We start from the raw sequence: 16637 nt of genomic DNA, 5'->3' as shown, positions 1-16637 counted from the left end.
TATGCCCTTCAGCACAGATGATCAATTTTTACCGCCAGCTGGGAATCAATCTCGAGCAGGGTACCTTTGGCAATCGGCCGTCCACCAATTTTCAACGTGACCAAACCATCATGGGTGGCTTTGCCGTTAAGCAAGGAGCCCACTTCTAACTGACTGAGATCTTGCAGCGAAGTTTCGAGTTGGGCGACTTCCACTGTCAACGCAATGGTGGCGTTAAGTAGCGTATTGTTGTGGGTAGTAATTAATGAAGGTGACGGTGTCACGTCCATCCAGTCATCAAAGTTATCCATAATTTCCTCAATTATAAAACTGTCGTCCTCACCAAACTGCTTCAGTGTTGCGAGGGGGTGTCCAATAAATAGTCCAAATTGTCCGTCGGCGACCTGCCAGCTATGCTGTAACAGCAAGGCATCACCCGGTCCCAAAATTTCCAGCGTCGAGGCCGCGATCTTGCTCCATCCTGCCAGCAGGGAAACGTCGAGAGCGATCGCCGCAGAGGCGTTCTCCGGGGCGACGGGATAAGCCTCATCGGCCAGTTGGCCAAGCCAGCTTTCGGCTGCCGATAACAGGTACAAATCCAGCCTGCGTTCCCCCTGGCGGATACTCAATTTCCAGCGCATACCTGCAGCCATGGCTCCCGCTTCAAGCCGTTCGGCGACCGGCCATGGCAAGCGACTTTCCTCACCACGACATGCTCCCGCCTCGGCCAGGGTCCAAATGGCAAGCAGCTCTCGCAGCTCGTCGGGCGTCGTCTGCCAGGAGGGAACGACCAGCATCGGCGCCACCCATTGACACCATTGCGACTCGTCCAGCCAGAATCGTAGCGGCCGATCGTCAAGGCGGGCGTGCAGTATCAATCCGTCGGCAACCGGCGGGTGGCAATAGGCAAGAGAACATTCACTCTGTTCGTTAAACCAATGCACGCCACATCCCACCCGGGCGACCAGTTGGCCCCCTTCTTTACTCAACTGCGGGATGTACATCGCTTACCTCTACCATAACCTGACGGGAAAATTGTTGACTCAGTTGCTGCTGCAATTGCCGCGCGCTGCCCAATGCCTGGTGCAGTTTCTGCAAATCTTGCGATTTCAGACGCAGATGAAGTTCATCACCGATGCAACAGGCTGCTATCTCCAACCCGGCCAACGGGCCATTGGTCAGACGCCATTGCAACCAGGCAGTGGCCGCAGATGGCTGGCGGAAAAGCTGTTGCAGCAAGCGGGTATCCGATCCTTCTTCACACTGCGCACGCTGACCTGCCCGCTCATCGCTCAGTGAGTAACCGCGGTTTTCTACCGCGGCGGGTATCGCCAGCAGTGCGGCAAAGCGGCGTTTATCTTGCTCATCAGATGCCTGATGTTCACTCTCCCTGCCAGAGTCAAAAGCTTGTCGACGCTGATAAGTTGTGGGTATATACATCTTTACTCCAAAAGAATTTTCAGTTTTTCCTGTTCCAACAAAATTTGTCGCAGCAGGTCTTGTTGTTCCTCAATCGCCACCTGCAGGCGCATAAACTCGTCCCCCGTTGCCTCGACCTGCGCCAACAGGTCATGATCCTGTTGGTAGTAATTGGCCAGTTGCAATCGGTAAGAACGCCACTCAACCGGGCCGAGTACCTGTTCGTTGCTGCCACACTGTCGCCATTGGTGCCAGAGTTGCCGCCGTGCTTGCAACAGCGCCGCTTTATGCTGCTCCAGTCGCACCCGTTGTTGTTCGAGACGAGCCATGGCACTGCGCACCCCACGTTCGCGCCGGGTTTTGATCGATAACAGCGTCGCCAGGGTTAATTGGTGGTCTGACATAGCCACTCCAGCGTTTCAGCAAAGTCATTTTTTTCGTTCACCGACTGGCACAGAAAATCGCGGATCGCGTCTTTACGCGCCATGGCTTCATCGGCTTGTTCATCTTGTCCTGGCTGGTATTCTCCTACCCGCACCAACAACTCAATCTCCTGCCAGGCGGCCATCAACCGCCGCAGTTTGCCGGCATGCTGACGATGCGCCTCTTCGGTAACCTGTCCCATAATACGGCTGACACTGGCGGCAATATCGATCGCCGGATAGTGGTTGGCCTGAGCCAGTTTGCGCGACAGAACGATATGTCCATCCAAAATTGAGCGCACCTCATCGGAGACAGGTTCATTAAGGTTATCCCCCTCCACCAGTACGGTATAAATACCGGTAATACTTCCCCGCTCAGCGGGACCGGCTCGTTCCAGCAATCGCGGTAAACGGGCGAAGAAACTGGGTGGGTAGCCTCCCGCTGCCGCCGGTTCACCGGCGGCAAGACCAATTTCTCGCGAAGCACGGGCAAAGCGGGTAAGAGAATCCATCATCAGCAGCACATTTTTGCCCTGATCGCGAAAATACTCGGCGATGGCCGTGGCGGTATAAGCGGCTTTCAATCGCTCAAGTGCCGGGCGATCGGAGGTGGAGATCACCACCACGCAGCGTGACCGCGCCTCTTCGCTTAGGGTATGTTCTAAAAATTCGCGCACCTCGCGGCCCCTTTCGCCAATCAGCGCCAGGACAATCACATCGGCAAGGGTGCCATCACAGATCATACCCAGCAGGGTACTTTTGCCGCCGCCTGCGGCGGCGAAAATACCAATACGCTGCCCCATACCACAGGTAAGGATGCCGTCAATGGCACGAACGCCGAGCGGCAATGGCGTATCAATCAGTTGGCGGGTTAACGGATTCGGTGCCGGGCCATCCAAAGGACGCCTTTCGCTGTTTGCCGGTAACGGCATATTGTCAAGCGGACGCCCCATGCCATCGAGGATACGACCTAACAGAAAGTCCCCCAGTTGCAGTTGGTGCATACTGCCCGTCGGCACCACTTTACTGCCGGTGGTCACGCCCAGCGGCTCGGAAAAGGGGGACAACATGGCGTAATTGCCCTCTATCGCCACCACTTCCGCCTCAATACCGGAAGGCTCCAGACGACACAGCTCTGCCAGACAAACATTGGGTAGCGAGGCTTTAAGCAGCGTCGGGCCGATTTCGACCACTTTCCCGGCCAGCTCAATGCCGACTGCGGACACCGCCGGGGCCAGCGTCAATTTTGCCAATAGTTGCTCTAGCACCTGGTGTTGATCAGGCTGACGCATATTATTCCTCCCCTATCAGGTCAATATTGCCGACCACGCGTAATTCGGTTTCCTCACCAATTTCCTGAAAGGACAAAACCTGGAGATTATAAAATTCACGTTCAATCACTTTGCGCAGGAAACGGCGAACGTCGATGGCGGTTAACAACACGTGGTGAGGTTTGTCGCCTTCGCCCACCTCCTGGCGAATGCGGGCGATAATTGCCTGGTTGAGTTCGGGATCGAGAGCGGAATATGACCCGGCCGAGGTCTGACGTATCGCTTCGCGGATCATGCTTTCGATAACATCACCAATCATCCAGCCGCTAATCCAGGGCTGACCGGCGCGGAAACGAGTGACCAGGTGACGACGAAGACCAATACGGACATACTCCACCAGCATCACTGGATCTTTCTCGCGCGGGGCCCATTCGATCAGGGCCTCAAATATGCTGCGCAGATCGCGGATTGATACCCCTTCGGACACCAGTCGCTGCAAGACATCGGCAATACGCCCAATCGGCAACTGACGCTGCACTTCTTTTATCAGGTCGGCGTACTTGCCTTCCATCGCATCCATCAGGAAACGCGTCTCCTGCACACCGACAAACTCGCCGGCATAACGGTCGATAAGCACCGATAGACAGTGGATCAGCCGCTCTTCATCCTGGTAAAGCCTGATACCCATTGCCGACAGCGCTTCCTGATGGCTGGGGGCCAACCATTGCAGGCTCAGTGAGCCAAACGGCAGACGTACACTTTGTTCCGCCTGCGACAAGGCTGGGGCAGTAATATCGGCCAACAACAGCCCTTCGGGAACCGAAACCACCAGCACCGGTTCCTGGTAGAGCATGATTTGCAGGGTTCCCGCTGGCAGCGAAGCATCTTTGTGCAACTGAATATCCGGTAGCGGGATCCCCAATTGCTCGAATTTTTGGTGGCGGAAACTGTCCAGCTTGCCGGCCAGCTTGGTAGAACGCGCCAGATCGGCAGACAAGCGCACCATTAATGGCGTAGCACCCGGCGTCATCTGGGCAGCACCAGCGCCCCCCTCGTCATCACCGCCAGACAGGGAAGAACCCGTTGCGTCAGTGCCCCCGGCGTTACGGCGCTTTTTCGCCCACCAGGTGATGGCAAACAGGCCCGCCGCCAGCAGAATAAAGTAGATGGCCGGAAACCCCGGCAGCATGGCGAAAACCAGCACCACGGCGCAGGACAGCATCAGTGCCTGCGACTGCTTGCCCAGCTGTTTGGCCAGGTCTCCGGCCAGGTTCAGTTTTTCCTCACCGGACACGCGGGTAACGATAATCCCGGCGGTGATGGAGATCAGCAGTGCCGGGATCTGGCTTACCAGACCGTCACCGATAGAGAGGATCGCGTAAGTCGAAATAGCCTCACTGGCACTCATGCCATGGGACATCACCCCGATGGCGGTACCGCCGAAGATATTGACCAAAATAATGATAATACCGGCGATGGCATCCCCTTTAACGAACTTCATCGCCCCATCCATCGCCCCGTACAATTGGCTCTCTTTTTGTACCAGACCACGCAGACGGCTGGCTTCGGCGGCATCAATGGATCCGGCGCGCATATCGCCATCAATACTCATCTGTTTACCGGGCATCGCATCGAGGGAGAAACGGGCGCCCACTTCGGCCACACGTTCCGAACCTTTGGTGATAACGATAAACTGCACAATGGTAATGATTAAAAACACAATCATCCCTACGCCGAGATTACCGCCGACGGCAAACTGACCAAAGGTGTAAACAATCTGGCCGGCATCCGCCTGTAGCAATATCAGACGAGTGGTACTGATGGTCAGTGCCAGACGATAGAGCGTGGTGATCAGCAAAACCGAGGGAAAGGTGGCAAACTCCATCGGATTTTTTATATATAGCGCCATCATCATCAGAATGACGGAGATGGTGAGGTTCACCGCAATCATAAAATCCACCAGCCCGGTAGGCAGTGGAATGATCATCATAAATACGGCGAGCAATAGCATGGCGGCCAGCATGATGTCCTGGCGGCCTGCTATAATCACTAGCCATTCTTTTACTTTATTCACCGGTTACCTCCCGTGATGATGTCCAGTAAGCGACGCAGGGTTTGCAGACATGACAGCCAATGGTTGACGTCGCTTTCTTTAGAAGGCGAGCAACTCAGCATCTGTTGTCCGCGCAATTGCCAGACACGAATGGGGGTGCCTTGCGTTCTCGCCGGGTGACAGGCACTCAGTAATCTCCTTAATGCCCTGCTCTGATAAGAAGGTTCAACTTCCCGACCGAGCGTGAACAAAATATGATCATCAAGGCATTCGACATAAAGTCGAAACGGCGGCATGGAAAACTCCATCCGCGAGGCAATCTGCGATGCGGGCAAGTCAGCCAATTGCAGAAACTGCTCCAGTCGCCGTTCGGTTTGTAATTCCATCCGTTTTCTCTGATGGTTAATGAAGAGTGAGGCCTTTAGAAAATTTTCCAGGCCTGGCTATCATCGTCAAAGGGGGCGACCGGAACTATCGGGTAAACACCTGAATCACGCCTGGAGGCACGCGATTGCTGGCTTGGCCGAATGAAAACTTGTTAAGATTTTCTCGTGAAAGGTGGCGAGTATTATGAAAAAACTGTGGCAAAACGCCTTGCTGTGGCGTCTTATTATTGCGCTGGGCTGCGCAATTAGCCTCTTCTGGTTAATGTCGGAATCGGTGTTGCTGTACTCCCGCTATACCACGGCGAAAAATACGCTTAACAACGAGCTGACGGTGGAACTCCAGGCGGCGGTCAATGTTGAAAGCAATCATTACCTGCAGGCAGAGCGTCGCCTTAAAACTCTCGCCGATCTCTGGCAATCCATGCCGACGGGTACCCAGTTGCAACTCGATACCCCCCATGCGCTGTTTATTCCTTTTGCCAACGCCATTATTGATGAGCAGCAACGGCAAAAAGCCATGCGAGCGGTGGAGCTGTTTGGCAATAACAGTGAAACAGAGAACGAAGCTGCCTATATCATCCTGCCCAACCAGGGGATGGTCCTGTATAAAACGGCACAGTCGACGTTTGATGGTCTGGGACAACGCCTGAAGATCATGCTGAGCAAAGGCGAGTTTGCTGCCAACCGACAATTTCATTGGGGACCAGCGTTCTGGAATGTGAATCACAAGTTATATGTGCCGTTATCGGTGAATACCGGCGAGACCGGGGTGATTATTGGCATGAACGTCGAAGTGTGGCGCATGCCGCTGCTCAACCACGAGTTACGAGACGCAATCTCCTTTGCCGTGCTGGATCAAAATGACCATTTCCTGCCGGTGGCCACCATTGAAAAAGCCATCCCGGCCGGTGAAGTGCCCGCCACCGCCCTGGCGCAGTGTCATGCTGAAAACCCCATTGAGATCGACGGCTTTTACTTCGTCTGTCGTTATTTTCAAGGCCCGTCGTGGCACGTCCTCGCCCGCTATCCCGAAAAGAGTGTGACCCTCAAGGCGGTGGAAAGGCAATTGTGGACCCTGCCGCCACTGCTGGCCATTTTGCTGTTATTACTGGCGATGATCTACTGGGTGTTGCGTACGCAGATTGGCAATCCTTTACAGAATCTGGTCAATGCCATTGATCACTATCGTCATCTCGACTGGTCACAACCCCTGCCCGAAAACCGTAGCGATGAGCTGGGCAGAATCGCCAAATCCTATAATCAGTTGCTGGCGGTAATCCGAGAAAATTATCAGATGCTGGACAGACGGGTAAAGGAGCGCACGCGGGCACTTAACGAGGCCAAACATCTGGCCGAACAGTCAAGCAAGCTAAAGAGCGAGCATATTGCCAGCATCAGCCATGAAATCCGCACGCCGATGAACAGCATCGTCGGTGCCCTCAGTCTGCTGCTGCGCTCGCGGTTGACTGCGGAACAACGGGAGTTAATCGAAACAGCCAATACCTCCTCGGATTATCTACTGTCCATTATTAATAATCTGCTGGATTACAATCAGATCGAAACGGGGCAAACGGAGCTGCCTTATGAATCCGTCGAGCTACTGCCGCTGCTGGATAAAGTGGTGACCACCGTTCATTTACGCGCCGAGGAGAAAGGGCTGGTATTCTCGACGCAGGTGGCTGCCAATATCCCGCTGGGAATGAAAATGAGTCGTATCAGAGTCAAGCAGATCATCATTAATCTGTTGGGCAACGCCATTAAATTTACAGAGAAAGGGTATGTCAGCCTGCAGGCAGAACGGCGAGGCGATAGATTGGCCATTGCTGTTAGCGACAGCGGTCCGGGTATTCCTCTCGAACAACAGCAAAATATCTTCCGCCCCTTTATTCAGATCAGTGAGCATACCGGGGGTAATGGTCTGGGACTGACTATCTCGTCCATGCTGGCCCAATCGATGGGCGGCGAGATCCAACTCACCAGTCAGCCGGGTAAAGGTTCCTGTTTCACCCTGTTACTGCCGATCGAACAATCTACCGGTGATTTTGAATGTTTTGCCGGTACGCTTGCTGCTCCGGCAGCGCTGCATCCACAACTGCAGCGATGGGGCCTGACACCGGTAGTGGGTGAAAACCCCGCGCTGTCATCACCGTCGCTGCTTTACCTGCCGGGTCGGTTGTGGCGCGCGTTGACCAATATATTGTATGGCAAAGAGTATGAAGAGGAAGCGACCACCGCGCTGGCGGTCAGCCCCTGGTCGTTGAAAATATTGGTGGTGGATGATGTCGCTGCCAATCGCGATATTGTCGGTAAAATATTGCGAGACCTTGGCCATCTGGTTGATATGGCCTCTTCGGGGGAGGAAGCCTTGCAGTTCGGCCGGCAAAGCGTCTATGACATGGTTCTGATGGATCTGCGCATGCCGGGCATGGATGGTTTTACCGCAGCGCAACGCTGGCGCGAAGCCGACTCGGGCATACTGGATGAAGAGACGCCGATCATCGCGCTGACCGCGGACGCCCTCTCCACCGAACGTGAGCGCGTCAAGGCAAGCGGTATGAATGACTATCTAAGCAAACCGCTGCGCATGGAAAAGCTTATGGCGGTGATTGAGCAGGTTGTTATGCAGCAACTGACCCGTGGGGTGGAATTAACGCCCAATGCCTCGTTGCAGAAATCATTACTTGAACCTTTACTGGACGAAGAGCTTCAGCAAAAAATAGTCATCACTTTTCATGGATTTGCCGAGAATATTGACAATGCCTGGCAGGACCGGCAACGAGAAACCTTGCTGGAGGTGCTGCATGCGGTCAAAGGTTGTGCCGGGCTATGCCATTATCACGATATCTATGCGGATACTGAACAGCTTGAGGGGGAGATCAAGCACGGGGAGTGGCCCAGCCAGGCGCGTATTCAGGCGCTGGTGAATCAACTGATCAATCGCCCCGTGTTGTAAAATCAGGCTCAGAAATGATGGATGCCCAGTCTGACCGCCCAGTTGGTCAGTTCCACCGCGCTGTGGGCATCCAGTTTACGCATTAGATTCAGGCGATGTGTTTCGACGGTTTTGATGGTGATTTTCAGGCTTTCCGCAATGTCGCGGTTACGGTTGCCTTCGGCAATCAATTTGAGGATTTGCCGTTCTCTTAAGGTCAGACGCACCTGCCCTTCCAGGGTTTTGGTTTCGGTGATCTGTTGCTGGTCGAGTAAAGGATCAATAAATGCACGCCCCACTTTGGCCATTTGCAGCGCCGCCAGCAAGGTCTGCTGGGAACTCTTTTTCAGCACGTAAGACAGCGCCCCCGCCTCCAGCGCCGAGCGCGCCCGGTGTTCGTTACTGTCAGCCGTCAACACGATAATAATCAGCTCAGGCCATCGCTGTTTCAGTTGGTAAATCACATCATTGCCATCCATGCCCGGCAATCCCAAATCGAGGATCACCAGATCAGGAGAGAGTCGCTGGCAGGAAGCGTAAGCCTCGAGGCCATCGTCAACAACCCCCACCACCTCATAATCCAGTTGTGAGGCAATCAATTGCTTTATACCGTCACTCAACAATGAGTGGTCTTCAATCAACAGAACTCGTGTTGCAGAACCTGGTGCCCTGGCCGGAAAATTCATTATCACCTACTTTATGCCGCTTATTTTATAAATTAATTATATTTTACGACGTCTAATAATCCAGTTCGTGAATTCATTAAACTTCTTAAATTCAGGTCATCACCCGATACCGCCCACCGAGACACTTCCCCAGAATAGCGCGCTCTTTCCCACGCAATCGAGGCCTTATGAAACTGCCAGACACCCTTTCATCATTGGAATGGATCCAGGTGCGCGCATCTCGCAGTGACCGATTAATCCTTGAGATCGCCAATACCCCGGCATGGTTTGGCTGCTATCCGCAAGCGATCTGTATCGCGATGGATACCGGTTTGATCATCGACGATATCGACTGGCTTCAGCGAGTCTGTCTGTGGTTCGCCTCGATGCGTTCCTGTGTCAATGACTGTCTGCTGCTGGAGTCTGATCGTCTGTTTCTGGCGCGCAGTCATCATGCAGCACAAAGCACCTCAGAGTGGGAAAACTCACTGAATCAACAATTGGCCGTCACCGACTGGCTAACAAAAAATGGTGCGATGTCAATGACATCGACACCTCATCAAATGGGAAGCTGGCGATGAGAATCAAGGTTATTCTGGCAGTATGTCTGCTGACAATACTGAGCAATAGTCAGGCAATGGCGACCATCCCCTGGAAAGATAATGAGCCTTTTTTTCTTTCCAGCCGCGGCAGTAAACTGACCGATGTGTTGCACGATCTCGGGGCCAATTATGGCGTGCCGGTGGTGGTCAGCAGTCAGGTGGATGAACCTTTTATCGGCGTTATTAAAAATATGGCACCGGCCCAGGCACTTGATCACCTGGCACGTCTGCATAAATTAGCCTGGTACTACGATGGCCAGGCGATCTACGTCTATAAAGCCCAGGAAGTCAGCAGCCGGTTGATTACCCCGACCTATCTCTCCGTCGATACCCTGACTGACCAGTTGGAAGGCAGCAATATTCTCGATCAGCGTCATTGTCGCGTACGCACCTTACCCGCCTCTAATGCACTGCAAGTGGAAGGGGTGCCCATTTGTCTTGGCCGCGTGGAAATGCTGGCCAAACGTATTGATGAACAAAAACTCAATCATGACCAAAATCAGGAGATCATCCAGCTTTTCCCGCTGAAGTATGCCAGTGCTGCCGACAGTAGCTATAGCTATCGCGGGCAAAAAGTGGTGATCCCCGGCATCGTCAGCATGCTCAAAGAGATGGCGCAGGGTCGTACCCTGCCGCTGCAGGAAAATCAGGGGCAACAACAGGCAGCGGATCGATCGCTGCCGATGTTCTCTGCGGACGTGCAGCAAAATGCGGTGATTGTCCGTGACAGAAAAATCAATATTCCACTCTATGATTCGCTGATCAGAAAATTTGACCGCAAACCGACGCTGATCGAAATCTCGGTGATGATTATGGACGTGAATTCCGAAGACCTCAGTGCCCTGGGCATTGACTGGTCAGCCTCGACGCAGATTGGCGGCGGTAGCGTCAGTTTCAACAGCAGTGGTAAACCCAGTTCCGATAGCTTCTCCTCGGTTATCTCCAACACGGGCACTTTTATGATACGACTGAATGCGTTACAGCAAAATGCCAAGGCGCAAATCCTCTCCCGTCCATCGGTAGTGACGCTGGATAATACCGAGGCAGTGCTGGATCGCAGTATTACTTTCCATACCAAACTGGTGTCGAGAGAAGTCGCCAAACTGGAATCGCTGACCACCGGCTCCATGCTGAGAGTGACGCCAAGGCTGATTGATGAAGGCACGCATAAAGAGATGATGTTGAAACTGGTGATCCAGGATGGCCGACAAATCAGCGCCTACAGTGAACATGAGCCGTTACCGCAAACACTGAGTTCGGAAGTGGCAACACAAACCTTATTACGTGCCGGACAGAGCTTGTTACTGGGCGGTTTTGTGCAGGATGAACAGAGCGAAGGCGAACGCAAAATTCCGCTGTTAGGCGATATACCCGTGCTCGGCAAGCTGTTCCGCTCGACGCAGAAAAACAGTCGCAGCACAGTCCGTCTATTTTTGATTAAGGCCGAGCCTTCGTTGCAGCCCTGACACCGGAAGAAACAATGGATTTTTTATATAAAGTCAGATGGCTAAATGGCCCGCTCGCCGGGCGTGAACTGGATTTGCCCGCAGGCGAAACGCGTCTGGGAGGGGAAGATGCGGATATTGCCCTTACCCTGGAAGAGAGTGCAGAAACCGTCCTGACTGTAACCACCGAGGGCATTAGCCTGTCCCCCGCCATCCCCGTCTGGGTGGACGGTTTACCCTGGGATACGACCCAGCCGTTACCGCAGGAGCGAGTGATCGATCTGGCGGGCCAAGGGCTGATTTTCGGCCAACCGGATAGCACGCTGAGCACAGCACCACTGCCTCCTCGCGGTGTGCCGGAGCCGGAAAAGAAAAAATCTCGCCTGTGGCCACTGTGGATCGGCTTGTCGCTGACCCTGATCGCGCTGGTGCTGGTGCTGGTGGTGATCGGTATTCTGCGCCATCCGCTGGAAAGCAAGGAGACCTTTGATGCCCATCATTGGCTGGAACAGACCCTGCGCGAGCCGCAGTATGCAGGATTACAGGCGCAAATAGATGACAAGGGCATGGTGCATCTGAGTGGTTTAACGCCTTCCTCAGAAAATATTGTTCGCTTGCGTCAGCAGTTGCAGCAGCATCATTTACTGTTCCGCGACGAGAGTCTGGGGGCAGACAGTTTACGAAATCTGGTGCGTCAGGTGCTGATGCTCAATGGTTATCATGAGGCGGAGGTCAACAGCGGCCCCAGCCTCGATAGCGTGGAGATCCACGGTGCCATTGAGGCGGATGCCGTCTGGCAGCGCACCAGCGCCCGCCTGCACGAGATCAAACAATTGAAACATTGGCAGGTGATAAACGATCGCGCCGAACTGTTTCAATCACTGCTCGAGCTGCTTAGCCAGCAGAATTTGCTGGAGGGCATCAGTGTTTCCATTGTCGGCAAAGAGCTGTTGATCAGTGGCAAACTGGATAAACCCGGTGCCGAGAAAATGGCAAAAGTGCTGCGCACATTCAATATTGAAAAACAGTCACGGCTGAAGGCGCGTTTCCAGAATATTCCCTCCAAAGTTTTGGCGGCCAATATTCTGCCTGCGGCGGTGATGAGCGTAGGGGGCAATGCCAGGTCAGTCTATTTGCAACTGACCAACGGTATGCGTTTACAGCAAGGTGCCATTCTGCCCAGCGGCTATAAGATTTTTGCGCTGAGCCACAATGCGGTGACCTTTCTGCGCGGACAACAACTGATTTCAATACCTATACATCTTTAACCAGTTTGCTGGCCATGCCGCCTTCAGGATCGAGAAACCGGGATATCCCCCGGCCCTCTGCCTGCAACGGACCTGGTTAGCAGTCTGTATGTTTATACCTGAGGACAATATGGCCAGATTAACCGAGTTAGAAAGAGTATTACGCCGAGATAACGAAGGCAGTGTGCGCGATGCTTTATTGGCGCAACTACAGGCGGGAGAGGAGAAAATCCAACACCAGTTACGCGCGAGTCAAAATGAGCAACAACGGCAGCAAAACACCCTGCTGCTGCAAGCCTGCGGACAGTCGGCACAGGTTATCGCCACCCTTTGGGGCCGCTATCATCCGGCGATCGCTTAAGGCAGTGATTCTTTCTGGGCAGCACCGGTGGCGGTTAACGTCACAGGTGCAAAAAAACAAATAGCAATAAAAATAGTTATCATTTGCATTGATATTTATATATTCTGCCCGTTCTGACTCTGTTTTCCTGGCTGACCTTTTTTATCGCGATGATCTCCACTCTCTTTGCCCATTTCCGCGATGGCCCCCTGCCCTGGGTGGCCGATCAACTGCAGTTGCTGACCCCCGAGGTCAGGGACGTGCTGCCTGTCAGCCTGCTGACCCACGAGGCAGGCTGCGCCAGTGTATTGTCGCGTTATCTGCAGATCCACGCCGCCGACGCCAAGCAGATTGAGCAGCGCCGGGCGCGTATCTCCATGTGGTCACAGTGGTATTTTGCCAATTTGCTTCCCGCTTGGGTGATAGTGTCCTTAAGCCACAACTGGCAACTGCCCATCCGTCCTGACCAGCTGTTTATTGGTTTGCAGCAACAGGGGTTGCCCGGCCAACTCTATTTTCAGGGTGATGCTCAGGCTTTTTCTCCCGACGTCGATCTGCCGCTGGCCCGCTTTACCACCTTGATCGAGCAGCATTTACGTCCGGTGTGCCAGGCGCTGGCGACCCTTTCCGAGATGAAGCCCGGGATCTATTGGGGCAATGCGGCGGTGCGCCTCCATTGGGGCATTGAGCAGGCGGCCTTGCTAAAAGCCGATACCACTGACGGTCTGGCGTTAATCAACGCGCGAACCCTGCCGGACGGTAGCAAAAACCCGCTATTTCAGCCACTGCGTGCCGAACACTCCGATAATCCCGACAGTCCGCTATTTCGCCGTCAGTGCTGCCTGCGCTACCGGCTGGCAGACCATGCCATGTGCTCCTCCTGCCCGTTATTACTGGTGGAAAAACGCCGCCGCCGGGACAACGGATCGCTTGCCGGGTAATTTATCGACGATTAATCGGCATTTGTTTTAACTTAGTTAAAAAAATGATTGGATTTGTACCGCATAAAAAGTGTGTAATCAGTTATCACCCCAGACCAACGAGGTATTGATAATGTCAAAACACACCCCCGAGGATCGCCTTGCCTGGTACAGCGCCAATGCGCTCAAAAGTCAGCTCAGCGTCCTTAACTCGCTGGCCTCAAGCATGCTTGGCACGCTGTCGCAACCCGTTAGCCAGGTATACCGGCACATTATTGGCAAGCAACAACCACTGAAAGCCAAAATTGTTCATCGCTATGCGGTGCCCTCTTCGCGCACCATCAGCGTTGCCGAAGGTTTCTTTGGCTTTATCCCCATTGAGTCTTATGAAAACGAGAAATATATTCTCGAAGTTGCCTTTGACGATCAAAAATATCAGGTAGAAGTGCCGCGCGCCTACTATCAAACCAGCCAGATCGGCGACAGCATCGATATCCACACCCTGTAATCGCTTAACCCCTTCAATCCCTGATCGGCAGTTCGCCGCTCAGGGATATCCCCCTTCGTTGCGCATTTCCCTGTTGCAGATTGTTCACTTGCTCGCTTAATCCTATTCCTTATGCTGTCTTAAACCTGCACAATCGATGAAAATAATTGACATTTTTTAACAAAAAAACTAGAAAAATATTTACATCTATCTGTCCGACCGCCTGTCGCGAAGTCGGCTAAATCAGTTGCGGAGGGTAAGCATGGCAGAGCACAGTCAAGCAGTCACCACCGGGCAAGCAACACGTGCCCTGGTGGCAGGATCGGTCGGCAATTTTATTGAATGGTATGAATTTGGTGTCTACGGCTATCTGGCAACGGTGATTGCCGGAAATTTCTTTACCCTGCAAGGGCAAAGCGGGCTGACAGGACTGCTATTAACCTACGCCTCTTTTGCCCTCGCCTTTTTCTGTCGCCCGATCGGCGCGATTATTTTTGGCCGCATTGGCGACCGCATTGGCCGTAAACCGACGCTGATCGCCGTGGTCTTGCTGATGACACTGGCGACGACGGTAATTGGCCTGCTGCCCACCTATGCCGCTATTGGCGTGGCCGCACCGCTGCTGTTGACCTTGATGCGTATGCTGCAGGGGCTATTTGCCGGGGGTGAATTTGGCGGCGCGGTTTCGCTAATGACCGAGTTTGCTCCTCCAGGTAAACGTGGGCTGTACGGTGCCTGGCAATCCTTTACCGTGTCGTTGGGGCTATTATGCGGCGTCGGCCTGGTGGCGCTGCTGGCTTACGGGCTTGGCAGCGAACAGTTAACCCAGTGGGGCTGGCGTATCCCTTTCCTGCTGGCGCTGCCGATGGGACTGGTGGCCCTGTGGTTGCGGGTAAGACTGGATGAAACCCCAACTTTCACCCAGAGCAAAAAGGCCAGTGTCCTGGCTGTGCCCGCGCCGCTCGGCACCACACTAAAAGCCATTGCGCTGGGTATTGGCCGTATGATGGGCTGGTCAGCGGGGGGCTATACTTTTCTGGTGGTCATGCCCTCTTATCTGCAAACCTCACTGCATGCCAGCTTTTTGCAGGCATTGGTCGCCACGGTGCTGGGTAATCTCGGTTTTGCGTTAGCGATCCTGCCTGCGGGTTTGCTTAGTGATAAACTGGGGCGCAAGAAAGTGATGATCGCCGCCATGCTGGTGGTGATTGTGCTCAGTTTCCCGCTGCTGCATTTACTGCAGGATAGCCAAAGCAGCCTGTGGGCAAAAGGCATCGCGGTGTTGATCGCCGGTGCGGCTATTGGCACCATTGCCGGTCCCGGCCCCGCTATGCTGGCGGAAATGTTCCCGACGCGCACCCGCTATACCGGTCTGGGATTGTCTTACTCGCTGTCCAATGCGGTGTTCTCCGGCTGTGCCGGGCTGATTATTACCGGACTGATTAAGCAGACCGGTAATCTGGATATTCCGGCCTGGTATGTGGTGGCAACCTGTATCGTCAGTCTGTTTGCCTTGATGACATTACGCCGCGATGACCATTTGCGTGAACTCGAAAAATAACTCGCCAAGGAGTCAACGTGAACCCTACGTTTTCCGGCAATCTCGACATGGCCTCGCGGCTGCGGGCGCTGGAAGGTGCCTTTTCACAGGCAGAGCAGCGTATTGTCAATTTACTGGCGCAAGATCCGCAGCGTGTCGCCCAGCTAAGCGTTACCGAACTGGCGAAACTGGCCGCCACCAGCACGGCAACGGTGGTGCGCACCAGCCGCCGTCTGGGTTTTGAGGGCTATCCCGCACTGCGCCTGGCCCTGGCCGCGCAGCCACTCCAGCTAAGCACGCAGCCACCCGCGCCGCTGGTTGCCGATATCAGCGACGGGGACAGTGCGCAACAAATCCTCAGCAAACTATTGGCCTTTGAAGTGGAAGCCGCCACGGCCACGGTGGCCTTGTTGACCGATACGGTGTTGACTGATGCTATTGTTGCGCTCAGTCAGGCCCGGCGCATTGATATTTACGGCGTCGGGGCCTCCGCCCTGGTGGCCGAGGACTTCTGCCAGAAACTGCGGCGTATTGGGGTCTTTTGCCAGTTTTACCGCCATGCCGACGACGCCCTGGTCAGCGCCTGTCAGCTGACCGCACAAGATGTCGCGCTGGCCATTTCCCATTCCGGCGACACCGCCGAAGTGATTGCCGCACTGCACCAGGCGCGCCAAAGCGGTGCCACCACCCTGGCGCTGACCGCCAACCCACGATCGGCGCTGGCGCGCAAAGCCCATTTGCTGTTACTGACCAGCGGGCGGGAACTGGGTTTTCGCGCCGCGGCCATGGCCAGTCGCACCAGCCAGCTGTTACTGATCGACTGTCTGTTTATTGGTATTACCCAGCGCTTTCCTTTTGCCCGGGAAACGCTGCAGAAAACCCATGATATCGTCAGGGATAGGCGCAGCAAAAAGCTGTGAGTGATTTTA

16 protein-coding genes are annotated in these 16637 nt (G+C 54.2%); 9 read left to right on the top strand and 7 right to left on the bottom strand.

From position 1 onward, the window contains the following. Positions 1-8: 8 nt before the first annotated feature. From sctQ to sycN, 6 genes are read right to left on the bottom strand one after another with little or no spacing between them, the layout of a single operon-like run. On the bottom strand, positions 9-983 hold the full coding sequence (gene sctQ, locus GW590_RS06265; protein WP_169402173.1) for a type III secretion system cytoplasmic ring protein SctQ: 975 nt from the start codon (positions 981-983) through the stop codon (positions 9-11). Next, positions 961-1419 (bottom strand): hypothetical protein, encoded by a 459-nt coding sequence (locus tag GW590_RS06260; RefSeq protein WP_169402172.1) that lies wholly within the window; start codon positions 1417-1419, stop codon positions 961-963. The genes sctQ and GW590_RS06260 overlap by 23 nt, the downstream gene beginning before the upstream one ends. Positions 1420-1421: 2 nt before the next feature. After that, positions 1422-1802, bottom strand: coding sequence for a hypothetical protein (locus GW590_RS06255; protein ID WP_169402171.1), 381 nt, complete (start codon positions 1800-1802; stop codon positions 1422-1424). Beyond that, positions 1784-3112, bottom strand: coding sequence for an EscN/YscN/HrcN family type III secretion system ATPase (locus tag GW590_RS06250; RefSeq protein WP_169402170.1), 1329 nt, complete (start codon positions 3110-3112; stop codon positions 1784-1786). The genes GW590_RS06255 and GW590_RS06250 overlap by 19 nt, the downstream gene beginning before the upstream one ends. Before the next feature lies 1 nt (position 3113). Continuing rightward, complete coding sequence (locus tag GW590_RS06245) at positions 3114-5114, bottom strand: EscV/YscV/HrcV family type III secretion system export apparatus protein (protein WP_235955880.1); 2001 nt, start codon at positions 5112-5114, stop codon at positions 3114-3116. Between the two features lie 47 nt (positions 5115-5161). Further along, entirely contained in the window at positions 5162-5530 is a 369-nt protein-coding gene (gene sycN / locus GW590_RS06240; RefSeq protein ID WP_169402168.1) for a type III secretion chaperone SycN, read from the bottom strand. Between the two features lie 184 nt (positions 5531-5714). Between sycN and GW590_RS06235 the strand changes: the two genes are divergently transcribed. Then, positions 5715-8483: a two component system sensor kinase gene (locus GW590_RS06235; protein ID WP_169402167.1), complete on the top strand. Its 2769-nt coding sequence runs from the start codon at positions 5715-5717 to the stop codon at positions 8481-8483. 8 nt (positions 8484-8491) lie between these two features. On the opposite strand, the gene GW590_RS06230 is transcribed toward GW590_RS06235, so the two are convergent. Then, positions 8492-9148, bottom strand: coding sequence for a two component system response regulator (locus GW590_RS06230; protein WP_169402166.1), 657 nt, complete (start codon positions 9146-9148; stop codon positions 8492-8494). A 167-nt stretch (positions 9149-9315) separates the two neighbouring features. Here GW590_RS06230 and GW590_RS06225 point away from each other — a divergent pair, with 167 nt between their 5' ends. From GW590_RS06225 to GW590_RS06190, 8 genes are all read left to right on the top strand, one after another. Then, positions 9316-9708, top strand: a complete 393-nt coding sequence (locus tag GW590_RS06225) for a hypothetical protein (RefSeq protein ID WP_169402165.1) — start codon at positions 9316-9318, stop codon at positions 9706-9708. Continuing rightward, complete coding sequence (locus GW590_RS06220) at positions 9705-11195, top strand: EscC/YscC/HrcC family type III secretion system outer membrane ring protein (protein ID WP_169402164.1); 1491 nt, start codon at positions 9705-9707, stop codon at positions 11193-11195. Before GW590_RS06225 ends, GW590_RS06220 begins: the two co-directional genes overlap by 4 nt. 14 nt (positions 11196-11209) lie before the next feature. Next, positions 11210-12442, top strand: a complete 1233-nt coding sequence (gene sctD, locus GW590_RS06215; protein WP_169402163.1) for a type III secretion system inner membrane ring subunit SctD — start codon at positions 11210-11212, stop codon at positions 12440-12442. An 88-nt stretch (positions 12443-12530) separates the two neighbouring features. Beyond that, positions 12531-12782: an EscE/YscE/SsaE family type III secretion system needle protein co-chaperone gene (locus GW590_RS06210; protein WP_211186672.1), complete on the top strand. Its 252-nt coding sequence runs from the start codon at positions 12531-12533 to the stop codon at positions 12780-12782. Positions 12783-12931: 149 nt separating this feature from the next. After that, positions 12932-13702: a siderophore-iron reductase FhuF gene (gene fhuF / locus GW590_RS06205; RefSeq protein WP_169402161.1), complete on the top strand. Its 771-nt coding sequence runs from the start codon at positions 12932-12934 to the stop codon at positions 13700-13702. A 112-nt stretch (positions 13703-13814) separates the two neighbouring features. After that, positions 13815-14189 (top strand): hypothetical protein, encoded by a 375-nt coding sequence (locus GW590_RS06200; RefSeq protein WP_211186671.1) that lies wholly within the window; start codon positions 13815-13817, stop codon positions 14187-14189. Between the two features lie 241 nt (positions 14190-14430). Next, positions 14431-15729, top strand: coding sequence for an MFS transporter (locus GW590_RS06195; RefSeq protein WP_169402160.1), 1299 nt, complete (start codon positions 14431-14433; stop codon positions 15727-15729). 17 nt (positions 15730-15746) lie between these two features. Further along, the gene (locus tag GW590_RS06190; protein WP_328803046.1) at positions 15747-16628 is read left to right on the top strand and encodes a MurR/RpiR family transcriptional regulator; all 882 of its coding nucleotides are present in this window, start codon (positions 15747-15749) and stop codon (positions 16626-16628) included. The last annotated feature ends 9 nt before the right edge of the window (positions 16629-16637 follow it).

The organism is Rouxiella aceris (assembly GCF_012933545.1).
GTDB lineage: Bacteria > Pseudomonadota > Gammaproteobacteria > Enterobacterales > Enterobacteriaceae > Rouxiella > Rouxiella aceris.
This window is presented reverse-complemented; position numbering and strand designations above follow the sequence as displayed.

Coding starts and splice junctions, on each gene's coding strand:
- sycN (WP_169402168.1), bottom strand. CDS start 5,530: ATGGAATTACAAACCGAACGGCGACTGGAGCAGTTTCTGCAATTGGCT.
- sctD (WP_169402163.1), top strand. CDS start 11,210: ATGGATTTTTTATATAAAGTCAGATGGCTAAATGGCCCGCTCGCCGGG.
- fhuF (WP_169402161.1), top strand. CDS start 12,932: ATGATCTCCACTCTCTTTGCCCATTTCCGCGATGGCCCCCTGCCCTGG.
- GW590_RS06230 (WP_169402166.1), bottom strand. CDS start 9,148: ATGAATTTTCCGGCCAGGGCACCAGGTTCTGCAACACGAGTTCTGTTG.
- GW590_RS06250 (WP_169402170.1), bottom strand. CDS start 3,112: ATGCGTCAGCCTGATCAACACCAGGTGCTAGAGCAACTATTGGCAAAA.
- sctQ (WP_169402173.1), bottom strand. CDS start 983: ATGTACATCCCGCAGTTGAGTAAAGAAGGGGGCCAACTGGTCGCCCGG.
- GW590_RS06220 (WP_169402164.1), top strand. CDS start 9,705: ATGAGAATCAAGGTTATTCTGGCAGTATGTCTGCTGACAATACTGAGC.
- GW590_RS06260 (WP_169402172.1), bottom strand. CDS start 1,419: ATGTATATACCCACAACTTATCAGCGTCGACAAGCTTTTGACTCTGGC.
- GW590_RS06255 (WP_169402171.1), bottom strand. CDS start 1,802: ATGTCAGACCACCAATTAACCCTGGCGACGCTGTTATCGATCAAAACC.
- GW590_RS06200 (WP_211186671.1), top strand. CDS start 13,815: ATGTCAAAACACACCCCCGAGGATCGCCTTGCCTGGTACAGCGCCAAT.
- GW590_RS06195 (WP_169402160.1), top strand. CDS start 14,431: ATGGCAGAGCACAGTCAAGCAGTCACCACCGGGCAAGCAACACGTGCC.
- GW590_RS06210 (WP_211186672.1), top strand. CDS start 12,531: ATGTTTATACCTGAGGACAATATGGCCAGATTAACCGAGTTAGAAAGA.
- GW590_RS06235 (WP_169402167.1), top strand. CDS start 5,715: ATGAAAAAACTGTGGCAAAACGCCTTGCTGTGGCGTCTTATTATTGCG.
- GW590_RS06225 (WP_169402165.1), top strand. CDS start 9,316: ATGAAACTGCCAGACACCCTTTCATCATTGGAATGGATCCAGGTGCGC.
- GW590_RS06245 (WP_235955880.1), bottom strand. CDS start 5,114: ATGCTGGCCGCCATGCTATTGCTCGCCGTATTTATGATGATCATTCCA.